The organism is Cupriavidus sp. FW305-46 (genome assembly GCF_058787075.1).
The window spans coordinates 90,466-101,428 of the sequence record NZ_JBYSZI010000003.1 but is presented as its reverse complement, the minus strand read 5'-3'; the positions used below and the strand labels follow the sequence as shown (position 1 = coordinate 101,428).

The 10,963-nt window shown below is 70.1% G+C and carries 9 protein-coding genes; 6 read left to right on the top strand and 3 right to left on the bottom strand.

What is annotated here, in order from left to right:
* Positions 1 to 18 precede the first annotated feature (18 nt).
* The 3 genes from AC3WON_RS02420 (at position 19) to treY (ending at position 7,476) form a co-directional block, all read left to right on the top strand.
* On the top strand, positions 19 to 2,553 hold the full coding sequence (locus tag AC3WON_RS02420; protein WP_492340427.1) for a glycogen/starch/alpha-glucan phosphorylase: 2,535 nt from the start codon (positions 19 to 21) through the stop codon (positions 2,551 to 2,553).
* A 229-nt stretch (positions 2,554 to 2,782) separates the two neighbouring features.
* On the top strand, positions 2,783 to 4,789 hold the full coding sequence (treZ, locus tag AC3WON_RS02415) for a malto-oligosyltrehalose trehalohydrolase (protein ID WP_492351055.1): 2,007 nt from the start codon (positions 2,783 to 2,785) through the stop codon (positions 4,787 to 4,789).
* Positions 4,789 to 7,476: a malto-oligosyltrehalose synthase gene (treY, locus tag AC3WON_RS02410; RefSeq protein ID WP_492351054.1), complete on the top strand. Its 2,688-nt coding sequence runs from the start codon at positions 4,789 to 4,791 to the stop codon at positions 7,474 to 7,476. The genes treZ and treY overlap by 1 nt, the downstream gene beginning before the upstream one ends.
* 32 nt (positions 7,477 to 7,508) lie before the next feature.
* Here treY and AC3WON_RS02405 read toward each other — a convergent pair whose 3' ends face one another.
* Positions 7,509 to 8,144, bottom strand: coding sequence for a malto-oligosyltrehalose synthase (locus tag AC3WON_RS02405; RefSeq protein ID WP_492316886.1), 636 nt, complete (start codon positions 8,142 to 8,144; stop codon positions 7,509 to 7,511).
* Positions 8,145 to 8,562: 418 nt separating this feature from the next.
* On the opposite strand from AC3WON_RS02405, the gene AC3WON_RS02400 reads away from it, so the two are divergent.
* Genes AC3WON_RS02400 through AC3WON_RS02390 form a run of 3 tightly spaced genes read left to right on the top strand, consistent with a single transcriptional unit; the run spans position 8,563 to position 9,607 of the window.
* Entirely contained in the window at positions 8,563 to 8,928 is a 366-nt protein-coding gene (locus AC3WON_RS02400; protein WP_010814552.1) for a BON domain-containing protein, read from the top strand.
* 34 nt (positions 8,929 to 8,962) lie between these two features.
* Positions 8,963 to 9,193, top strand: coding sequence for a hypothetical protein (locus tag AC3WON_RS02395; protein ID WP_010814553.1), 231 nt, complete (start codon positions 8,963 to 8,965; stop codon positions 9,191 to 9,193).
* A gap of 30 nt (positions 9,194 to 9,223) precedes the next feature.
* Complete coding sequence (locus AC3WON_RS02390) at positions 9,224 to 9,607, top strand: hypothetical protein (protein ID WP_010814554.1); 384 nt, start codon at positions 9,224 to 9,226, stop codon at positions 9,605 to 9,607.
* Between the two features lie 102 nt (positions 9,608 to 9,709).
* On the opposite strand, the gene AC3WON_RS02385 is transcribed toward AC3WON_RS02390, so the two are convergent.
* A complete protein-coding gene (locus AC3WON_RS02385; RefSeq protein WP_492316885.1) occupies positions 9,710 to 10,570 on the bottom strand; it encodes an endonuclease/exonuclease/phosphatase family protein in 861 nt (286 codons plus the stop codon).
* 24 nt (positions 10,571 to 10,594) lie between these two features.
* Entirely contained in the window at positions 10,595 to 10,945 is a 351-nt protein-coding gene (locus AC3WON_RS02380; protein ID WP_492316884.1) for an endonuclease, read from the bottom strand.
* Positions 10,946 to 10,963 lie beyond the last annotated feature (18 nt).

Here is a 10,963-nt window from a genome sequence, read left to right as displayed (position 1 = left end):
ATGCGCAGGAGCCTCGCCATGAAGGAATCTGTCCGGCCCGAGCATGCCGATGACACCCGTACCGCCCTGTCCGGCGCCAGCCTGCGCCGGGCCTTCCTCGACCACGTCTTCCATACCCAGGGCAAGCTGCCCGGCCACGCCAGCCAGAACGACCTCTACCAGGCAGCGGCGCATACCGTGCGCGACCGCCTGGTGCAGCGCTGGATCAGCACCGCCGAGGCCTACCTGGGACAGCCCTCGCGCACCGTCGCCTACCTGTCGGCGGAATTCCTGATGGGCCCGCACCTGGGCAACAACCTGATCAACCTGGGCATCTTCGACGAGGTGCGCGAGGCCATGGCCGCTGCCGGGCTGGATCTCGACCGCATCCTGGAGCAAGAGGTCGAGCCGGGGCTGGGAAATGGCGGCCTGGGCCGGCTGGCGGCCTGCTTCATGGATTCGCTGGCGACGCTGGAAATCCCCGCGCTCGGCTATGGCATCCGCTACGAGTACGGCATCTTCCAGCAGACCATCATCGACGGCATGCAGGTGGAATCCACCGACACCTGGCTGCGCAACGGCAACCCCTGGGAGATCCAGCGCTCAGAGTGGGCCGTGCAGGTGCGCCTGGGCGGCCACACCGAGCACTACACCGACGACCGCGGCCACTACCGCGTGCGCTGGGTGCCGGCCAAGACCGTGGTGGGCGTGCCGTTCGACTCGCCGATCCTGGGCTACCGCGTCAATACCGTGAACACCCTGCGGCTGTGGCGCGCGGACGCCACCGAGGCCTTCGACTTCCATACCTTCAACCGCGGCGACTACCTGGGCGCGGTCAGCAAGAAGGTCACTTCCGAGAACCTGACCAAGGTCCTCTACCCCAACGACGAGACCAGCCAGGGCAAGGAGCTGCGGCTGGAGCAGCAATACTTCTTCGTCGCCTGTTCGCTGCAAGACATGCTGCGACTGCTCGCCGTCGACGGCATCCCGGTGACGCGCTTCCACGAGAAGTTCGCGGTGCAACTGAACGACACCCACCCGGCCGTGGGCATTGCCGAGCTGATGCGGCTGCTTGTCGACGACCATGACCTGGCCTGGAACGAGGCCTGGCACATCACGCAGAATGCCTTTGCCTACACCAACCACACGCTGCTGCCCGAGGCGCTGGAGCAGTGGCCGCTGCCGCTGTTTGCCCGTGTGCTGCCGCGCCATCTCGAGATCATCCTGGAGATCAACGCGCGCTTGCTGGACGAGGTGCGGATCCGCTTCTACGGCGACGAATCGCGCCTGGCGCGGCTGTCGCTGATCAATGAGCACGGCGAACGGCATGTGCGCATGGCCAACCTGGCGTGCGTGGGCAGCCACGCCATCAACGGTGTGGCCGAGCTGCACTCACGGCTGATGCGTGAGGACGTGCTCAAGGATTTCTACGAGATGTGGCCGGAGAAGTTCACCAGCATCACCAATGGCGTGACGCCGCGGCGCTGGCTGGCGCTGTCCAACCCGCGTCTGACGCGGCTGGTGTCGGAGGCGATCGGCGACGGCTGGATCTCCGACCTGGCGCAGCTCCGCGCGCTCGAGCCGTATGCCGAGGACGCGGGCTTTCGCGAACAATGGCAGGCCGCGCGGCACCAGAACAAGGTAGCGCTGGCCGAGCTGGTCCGCGACACCACCGGCGTGGTGGTGGACCCGTCCTCCATGTTCGATGTGATGGTCAAGCGCATCCACGAATACAAGCGCCAGCACCTGGCGGTGCTGCATGTGATCGCGCTGTACCACCGCATCAAGTCCGACCCCGGCACCGAGATCCAGCCGCGCACCTTCCTGTTCGGCGGCAAGGCGGCGCCGGGCTACGCCTATGCCAAGCTGATGATCCGCTTCATCACCTCGGTGGCCGACGTGGTCAACCGCGACCCGCAGGTGCGCGACCGGCTCAAGGTGGTGTTCCTGCCCAACTTCAATGTCACCTACGGGCAGCGCATCTACCCGGCGGCCGACCTGGCCGAGCAGATCTCGCTGGCGGGCAAGGAAGCGTCCGGCACCGGCAACATGAAGTTCGCGATGAATGGCGCGCTCAATATCGGCACCATGGACGGCGCCAATATCGAGCTGCGCGAAGCCGTGGGCAACGACAACTTCTTCCCGTTCGGACTGACCGCGCCGGAGGTCTATGCGCTGCGTGCCAGCGGCTACGACCCTGCCGCCTACTACCACAGCAACCCGCAGCTGCGCGCAGTGATCGACCTGGTCCAGCAGGGCTTCTTCTCGCGCGGGGACCCGGGGCTGTTCCGTCCGCTGTTTGACCCGCAGCAGAGGCACGACCCCTACCTGCTGATGGCCGACTTCGCCTCCTACATCGAGTGCCAGGAGAAAGTCTCCCAGGCCTTTGCCGAACCGGCGCGCTGGCAACGCATGTCGGTGCTGTCGTGCGCGCGCTCCGGGCGCTTTTCATCGGACCGGGCGATCCGCGAGTATTGCGAGCGCATCTGGCACATCGAGCCGGTGCCGGTGCGGCTGCTGCACCGCGCCAGCGGTGCGCCCTGGCAGGCTGAATCTCCGGTGCGCGCCGCGTAAGCGACGTGACGGGCACTGCGGGCGTGGGCTAGCGCACGTCCGCACTGCGCGGGAAGTTTCTACAATGGCCCATGTAACCAAGCCCGCGCTGGCGGCTACGCCCCGCCAGCATGCGCCCTCGCAAAGCGTTGTTCCGTGGGCATGGAGTTCGCGTTGGACACAAGGACCGGCCATCCGGCCGGCTCTCCCTTTGCACGTTCCACAGCTGTTCCGAAGCCAGGAGCCGAATTTGCACGCCAATCCGTTTCTTCTCGCCCCCGGCGCCCGCTCCGCCACGCCCAACCTGGCCCCGCACGACTGCTTTGCGGCGCCCGCTGCCGTCGGGCAGCCAGGCCTGCCAGGCTACGACGAACCTGCGCACGATTACCTGTTCGGGCCGGCTTGGCTGCCAGACGGCCGCGTGCGGTTCCGGCTGTGGGCTCCGGACGCAGCCGAGCAAGGCCAGGCGGTACGGCTGGAGATCGCCGGGCTCGGTCCGGTGCACATGGCGGCCGGCGCCAACGGCTGGTTCGAGGCCATCGTTGCGTGCAGCAAGGGGGCACGCTACTGGTTCCGGCTTGACGACGGCACCACCGTGCCCGACCCGGCCTCGCGCTGCCAGGCCGACGATGTGCACGGGCCCAGCATCGTGCCCGCGCCCGACGCCGCCGGCGCCTTTGCGTGGGCCTGTCCGGACTGGCGCGGGCGCCCCTGGCATGAAGCCATCGTCTATGAGTTGCACGTGGGCCTGTGCGGCGGCTTTGCCGGCACGGCGCAGCAGCTGCCGCGGCTGGCGGCGCTGGGCTTCACCGCGGTCGAGCTGATGCCAGTGGCGGAATTCCCCGGCGCGCGCAACTGGGGCTATGACGGCGTGCTGCCGTTCGCGCCCGAGTCCGCCTACGGCACCCCGGACGAACTGCGCGCGCTGGTGGACCGCGCCCACCAGCTCGGCATGATGGTGCTGCTGGACGTGGTCTACAACCACTTCGGGCCCGAGGGCAACTACCTGCACCGCTACGCCAGCGCGTTCTTCCGCGCAGACCGGCAGACCCCGTGGGGGCCGGCCATCGATTTCCGCCGGCCGCAGGTGCGGCGCTTCTTCACCGAGAACGCGCGCTACTGGCTGGAGCAGTTCCGCTTCGACGGCCTGCGCCTGGACGCCGTGCACGCGATCGAGGACGAAGGCTGGCTGGCGGCGCTGCCCGGCGAGCTGCGCACCATGCTGGCCGAAGGCGACGGCGCCAGCCGCCATCTGCACCTGGTGCTGGAAAACGACAACAACGATGCCGAACTGCTGGCCAAGGGCTACGACGCACAATGGAACGATGACGCCCACCATGCCCTGCACGTGCTGCTGACCGGCGAGGGCGACGGCTACTACTGCGACTACACCCGCTGCGCCGATGAGGGCGAGGATGCGCCTGCGGGGCGCGGCGAGCCCGCGCTGCGCCACCTTGCGCGCGTGCTGGGCGAAGGCTTTGCCTACCAGGGCGAGTTGTCGGCGCACCGCTCTGCCGCCGCGCCGGGCGTGCCGTCAAGCGCGGACAGCGTGCGCCGCGGCCAGCCCAGCGCGCACCTGCCGCCCACGGCCTTCGTCTGCTTCCTGCAGAACCACGACCAGACCGGCAACCGCGCACTGGGCGAGCGGCTGGCCGGCCTGGCGGACCGCAATGCGCTGCGCGCAGCGGTGGCGCTGCAGCTGCTGTGCCCGCAGGTGCCGCTGGTGTTCATGGGCGAGGAAACCGGCACGCAGCGGCCCTTCCTCTACTTCACCAGCCACCCGCCCGAACTGGCGCAGGCCGTGCGCGACGGCCGGCGCCGCGAGTTTGCGGCTTCCGCGGCATTCCGCGACGATGCGCGCGCCGCGGCCATCCCCGACCCCAACGACCCGGCCACCTTCGAGGCGTCGCGCCCCGAGCTGGAAGACGACGGCGACTGGACTCCGTACTACCACGAGCTGCTCGCGGTGCGCCGCCGTGAACTGCTGGACCGGCTGGCCGGCTGCCAGTCGGCCGGTGTCGATACCCTGGGGCCGGCCGCGCTGTGCGCACGCTGGCGGCTGATGGACGGCATGGAGCTGAGCCTGTGGCTGAACCTGGGCAGCGAAGCCGTGCCATGCATGCGCCCATGCCACGACATGAGCGCGGCGCTGCATGAAAGCCTGCCCGGCGCCGCAGCCGAGCTGTCCGCCGGCATGCTGCCGCCGCTGGCCTGCGTCGCCACCATGTGCGAGCCCGCAGCGGCGCGCGCCAGATAATGCCCGCCGGCTTGCCGGAATCCCTGCCAGGCGGTCATGGCGATGGCGGCGACCATGACCTGCCCCGCGCCACCGCCCGGCTGCAGCTGCACCCGGGCTTCACCTTTGCCGATGCCGCCGCCGTGGTCGACTACTACGCCGCGCTCGGCGTCAGCCACCTGTACCTATCGCCAGTGTGCGGCGCGCGCCCGGGCTCCAGCCACGGCTACGATGTCACCGACTTCACCCGCGTGCGCGACGAGCTGGGCGGCGAGCCCGGCCTGAAGGCGCTGGCCGGGCGCGCCCGCGCCGCCGGCCTCGGCCTGGTGCTGGACATCGTGCCCAACCACATGGCAGCCGACCCCACCCACAACCACTGGTGGCGCGACGTGCTGACCCACGGACGCGCCAGCCGCTGCGCCGCCAGCTTCGACATCGACTGGACCCCGCGCGACCCCGCCCTGCACGGCAAGGTCCTGCTGCCGATGCTGGGCCAGTCCTACTGGGACACGCTGGTGGCGGGCGAGCTGCAATGGGTGCCTGCAAGCGCCGGCGATGCCGCCCACCTGCGCTACTTCGAGCACTCGCTGCCGCTGGCGCCGGGCAGCGTGGATGCCGCCGCCGCAACCCAGCCCGGCTGGTACGACCCCACGCAGGCCGAAGGCCGCACCCGGCTGCACGCACTGCTGGAGCGCCAGCACTACCGGCTGGCCTGGTGGCGCACCGCCGCCGCGGCACTGAACTGGCGGCGCTTTTTCGAGATCAGCGATCTCGTCGGCGTGCGCGAGGAAGACCCGCAGGTATTCGACGCCGTCCACGCGCTGGTCTTCCGCCTGCTGCGCGAAGGCTGGATCGACGGCGTGCGTGTCGATCATGTCGACGGCCTGGCCGATCCTGCCGGCTACTGCCGCCGGCTGCGCGCCGAACTGGACCGGCACGCCGCCGCGCGCCCGCCGTTGCTGCGCCTGGCGCACCCGTGGCTGGTGGTCGAAAAGATCCTGGGCCCGCGCGAACGGCTGGCGCCGGACTGGCAGGTGGATGGCACCACGGGCTACGACTTCATGGACGACGTTGCCGCCGTGCTGCACGATGGCAACGGCGAGGCGCCGCTGGGCGCGCTGTGGACGTCGGCCAGCGGCGATGCGCGCCCGTATGCCGCCCATGTCGCGGCGGCACGGCGCCAGGTGCTGGAGCGTCACCTGGTGACCGAGTACGAAGGCGCCGCCGCCTGCCTGCACGACTGCGCGAAGCAGGAGCCCGGCACGCGCGACCTGACACGTGCGGCGCTGCGGCGCGCGCTGGCCGCGCTGATGGCGGCGGTGCCCGTCTACCGCAGCTACTTTGACGCGCAACCCGGCGCACGCGACGCCTCGGCCGCACAGGCCGACCACGCCATGCTGGACCAGGCCATGCAGGCGGCGCGCGCCGAGCTCGCCCCGGACGAGGCCGTGGCACTGGCCTTTATCGGCGGCTGCCTGCGCACGCCAGCCCCGCCCGACAGCGAAACCGGCGTGCTGCGCCGCCGCCTGCAGCAACTGATGCCCGCCCTGGCAGCCAAGGCCGGCGAAGACACAGCGTTCTACCGCTACGGGCGGCTGCTGTCGCGCAACGAGGTGGGCAGCGACCCCGGCACGCTGGCGCTGCCGCCGGCGCAGTTCCACGCGCGCATGGCGGCGCGGCGCATGGCCTGTCCTCATGCCATGCTGGCCACTGCGACCCACGACCACAAGCGCGGCGAGGACACACGCATGCGCCTGGCCGTGCTGAGCGAGATGCCCGACGCCTGGGCGGATGCCGTGGCGGCATGGGAACGCGCCTGCGCACCGCTGCTGTCGACGCTGCCGCAGGCCCCGGACCCCGGCGACCGCCTGATGCTGTACCAGACCCTCGTCGGCGCGTGGCCGATGGAGGACATCGGCAAGCCTGCAGGCGGCAACACCGTCGAGGCCTTCCTGGAGCGCGTGTCCGCGTGGCAGCTCAAGGCCATCCGCGAAGCCAAGCGCCACGGCAACTGGACCTGCCCCGACGCAGCCTACGAAGCCGCGTGCGAGGGCTTACTGCGCGCCATCGCGGCGGACTGGCCATTGGGTCTGCTGGCGCATATCGGCCAGTTTGCGCAGCACATTGCCGTGGCCGGCGCCGTCAACAGCCTGGCACAGGTGCTGGTCCAGCTGACCGCACCAGGCATCCCCGACCGCTACCAGGGATGCGAAGGCTGGGACCTGAGCCTGGTGGACCCCGACAACCGGCGCCCGCCCGATTTTGCGCAACTGCGCGCGCGCCTGGGCTGCAGCGCCGGCTGGGCCCACTGGCTGGCGCACTGGCGCGACGGGCGCATCAAGCAGCAGCTGATACGCCAGGTGCTGGCAGTACGCCACGCCCATCCCCGGCTCTTTGCCGACGGGCAATACAGCATGCTGGCGGCGCAAGGCGCGCTGGTGCCGCAGGTGCTGGCCTTTGCCCGCACCGCGGATGCGCACCAGGCCATCACCGTGGTGACGCGGCTGGCGGCCTCGCAGGTCGACCCGACCATGCCGCGCATCCCGCCCGCGGGCTGGGGCGACACCACCCTGAACGTGAGTGCGCCGCAGCCGAGCCGCTGGACCGATGCGCTGACCGGCCATGTGCTGGACGCACCCATGGGCCGGCTGCGCCTGCGCGAGGTGCTGGGCGGCTTGCCGGTGGCGCTGCTGTTGCGCCAGCCGTAAGCGGCCCCGGGGCAGCGCGAACGCTCGCGGCCTCAGGACTTCTGCACCGCCGTGTGCAACACGATCGGCGTCAGCGGGCCGTGGTGATGGCGTGGCGTGCCATGCGGCACCGCCTGGCCGTGCTGCGGCGGCTGCGCGCCGTCGTGCGGACCACGCCTTGCCTGGCCGGGCGAAGCGCCGCGTTCCTGCGGCAGGTAGGGCCGGATCACGACGGCAACGTAATCGTCCTCCTTGGGCGTGACGACGATATACGCCAGGCCCGACATCACCAGGCCGACCTCACCCAGCTCGGTCGCAATGCGCGCCACGATAAAGCGCTGCAGCAGCAGCGGGTTGACGCTGTCGTCAATCGCAAGCGCGGCCGTGCAGATGGTCAGGAAGCAGCGCTCGACCTCGCGGCATACCACCACCACCTCATCGATGGCGTAGCCCGAGCGGCTGGCGCGCACCAGCACCGACACCCCCGAGCTGGGCGCGGCGCGGTGCCAGCCCGGCTTGACCTTGAAGCTGGGCAGGGCCAGGCCGGAGCCGGTGTCGTGGGCCACGGTATTGAAGCGCTGGGCGAAGTCCGTGGGCGTCATCGCAAGCAGCTGGCGCTCCACCGGCGCCGAAGACACCGAGACGGACGAGGCCAGGACGACGGTGGACAGGATGCTGGCTAGGTTCATGACTACCTCGCAACGGATGAGCCGCTCCCCCCGGCTGCGCTGTCGGGCCCGGCGGCACGCGGCGCACAGGGGGCCGCCGCGGCATGGGGCCGGCGTTGCGGGCTGTGCTCGCCGGCACTTGCCGCTCGCCAGTTTTTGCCAGCATTTCCTCCACTATAGACACGACGGCACGCAATCACACGACGGCGCAAGCATCGCGCCGGTCATGCCGCGGCGGGCGCTGGCAGGCCGCACATGCAGTTTCTGCCGCGGCTGTAAAAACTACGCCGTGTGCGCCGAACCGGCAGCGTCGCAAGCCGCACAGGACCCAGCCCCGCACCGGCGGCGCCGGCGCCGGCGCCAGGAACGGAGCTTGCAGGTCCAAGGCAGATGCGGTGCAGGAATCGCCCTGCCCGCTGCCAAGTACAGGAGGATCGTCATGACACCACGCTTCCGCATCGCCCGCCTGGCGCTGCCTCTGGCGGTGCTGGCGATGGCCGCCTCCCAGGCCGTTGCGGCCGCCCCGACCGATGCGCCGGCGGCGCCGTCTTCAACGGGCCGCACGGCCGCGCCGCGCGACACAGCAGCCGCCAGCGACCGCGCCATCACTGCCGAAGTCCAGGCCCGCCTGGCCAACGCGCGCACGCTGGACCCCGCCAGGATCCGCGTATCCACCACTGACGGCGTGGTCAAACTGGAAGGCACCGTGCGCGACGATAAACAGCGTACGATGGCAATGGAACTGGCTCGTTCGGTGCGCGGCGTGAGCGCCGTATCCGACGAGCTGCGCGCCGGCACCGACTGACCGGCAGCGCCATGCCAACCTCCGTGGAGACGCCATGAGCACCCATCGCCAGCCCGACCATGACACCACGCGACGCCGCAGCGAGCGTCCCGACCCGCACAAGGGCGGCCCCGACACCGAACATGAACGGGGCAAGCCCGGGCGCGACCGCCGCCACGATGTCGAGCGCGAGCATGACATCCCGGACGAGAACACCGAGCCGCCTTCAGTCAGGCGCCGCGGCGACAGGCCCGATGACAGCGAAGCGCCAGTGGAGAACCACTGAATCCGCCGAGCCAACCGAACAGGAGGCACGATGAGCAAGACCGTACGTACCCACCGTATCGGCCCACGCCACGGTGACCGCGTGGGCGGCACCGCGCCGGCGCCGCGCGAAGGCGCGCAGGCTTCCGCCGGCCGCCGTTCGCGCGAGAACACCGCGTCCGGTGCCGCGCGCGCCGACGCGGGCCATATCCCGAGCACGCTCGACCCCGATCTCGAACAGGAAACCGACGATATCGATGAAGAAATCGAGCAACGCGAGAATGAGGCCCACACCGCGCAGGATGAGGAAAGCCCGGAGGAAGAGATCGCCGATGAAGTGATGCATGCCGCCGAAGACCTGCCGGCCGAAGTGCCGGTCGACAAGGCCGACCACACCGATGAGCGCGAGGAACGCCCACCCCGCGCACCGCGTTAGCTAGCGCCCGGCAAGGACGTATCCGTGCGGCAAGACGAACGGGGCCCCGGTGCGCCCGGAACCCCCGTCTTGATCCGGCCGGGACGCTCATCAAAGCTACCACTATGTCGTACTGAGGTCTCCACCGTCATACTGCGGCGCTGCGGGCACCTCAAAGCGAGCCAGCAGCGGCAGGTGGTCGGAGGCCACGCGCGCCAGCGGCGAACGGTGGCTGGCCACCGACACCAGGTGCGCGCGCGGCGACACCCAGATGCGATCGAGGGCAAACACCGGCCAGCGCGACGGGAAGGTGGCGGTGTGCGGCGTATGCTCGAAATACGCATGCAGCCAGCGCAACGGCCGGCCCCACAGGAACCATTCATTGACGTCACCGAGCAGGATGGTCGGCAACGGCGGCGCGGCGGCCACGTAGTTGAGCAACTGCTGCACCTGGCGCCGGCGCTCACCGGGGCGCAGGCCCAGGTGGGTGGCAATCACGCGCAGCGCGCTCTCCCAGCCCGACGCCGTGCACGCCAGCGTGACATCGATGGCACCGCGCGGCTCGCAGCCCTTCACCGTCAGGTCGATCTGGTTCACCGCCTGCGGCGCAAAGCGCGCCAGCAGCGCATTGCCATAGTCGGCATTGCCGCGCACGCGCGTAAATCCAGAGACCACGTGCATGCCGGTATGGCCGGCCAGGTATTCCAGGGTATGGTCGTTGCTGCTGCCGGATTCCACTTCCTGCAGCGCGACGATATCGGCGTCCAGTTCCTCCAGCACCGCTGCGATGCGGTCAGGCCGATAGCGGCGGTCCGTGCCCACGGCGCGGTGGATGTTGTAACTGACCACCGTCATGCTGGCGATGCCGGCCGCGTCCGCCGCGCAGTGCAGCCCTGCCCGTGCGCTGGCGACCGCAGGCGTGTCGCCAGGGTCACGCGCCTGGGCAGGATTTACAAGAGACGGTAAGTCCGGTTGCATTCGCATGGCCGGCAGCGCTGGCCGCTAGGCTCAGGCGCCATCCAGGAACTCGTTCGGCTTGCCGATGCGGCGGCCCAGGTCGGGGGTTTCCCAACGTGCGCCCTCCATGTATGGATCCGGGGTGCGCTGCATGGTCGTGCCAGGCACGCCAGGCTGCGCCGGCACGGTCGAAGGCTGGGCCTCTGGCGCGGGTGCCAGGTCGGTCCGGGTGGGTGCGTTGGCACCCTGGCTGTACGGGTCGAACTTGTCAGTGCTGCGCGCGCCTTGCGAATACGGGTCATAGGTGCCGCGCGGCGTGCCTGGCGCCTGCGCCAGGGCGGGGATTGCGGCAGCGGCCAGGGCCACCGCTGCAAGAAGTCGGCTGGGGTGGATATGCTTCATGGTTACCTCCGTTTGCAC

Bases quoted from the DNA above. Each gene is read 5' to 3' on its own strand.
- AC3WON_RS02420 (WP_492340427.1), top strand. From the start codon at position 19: ATGAAGGAATCTGTCCGGCCCGAGCATGCCGATGACACCCGTACCGCC.
- treY (WP_492351054.1), top strand. From the start codon at position 4,789: ATGCCCGCCGGCTTGCCGGAATCCCTGCCAGGCGGTCATGGCGATGGC.
- AC3WON_RS02405 (WP_492316886.1), bottom strand. From the start codon at position 8,144: ATGAACCTAGCCAGCATCCTGTCCACCGTCGTCCTGGCCTCGTCCGTC.
- AC3WON_RS02400 (WP_010814552.1), top strand. From the start codon at position 8,563: ATGACACCACGCTTCCGCATCGCCCGCCTGGCGCTGCCTCTGGCGGTG.
- AC3WON_RS02395 (WP_010814553.1), top strand. From the start codon at position 8,963: ATGAGCACCCATCGCCAGCCCGACCATGACACCACGCGACGCCGCAGC.
- AC3WON_RS02390 (WP_010814554.1), top strand. From the start codon at position 9,224: ATGAGCAAGACCGTACGTACCCACCGTATCGGCCCACGCCACGGTGAC.
- AC3WON_RS02385 (WP_492316885.1), bottom strand. From the start codon at position 10,570: ATGCGAATGCAACCGGACTTACCGTCTCTTGTAAATCCTGCCCAGGCG.
- AC3WON_RS02380 (WP_492316884.1), bottom strand. From the start codon at position 10,945: ATGAAGCATATCCACCCCAGCCGACTTCTTGCAGCGGTGGCCCTGGCC.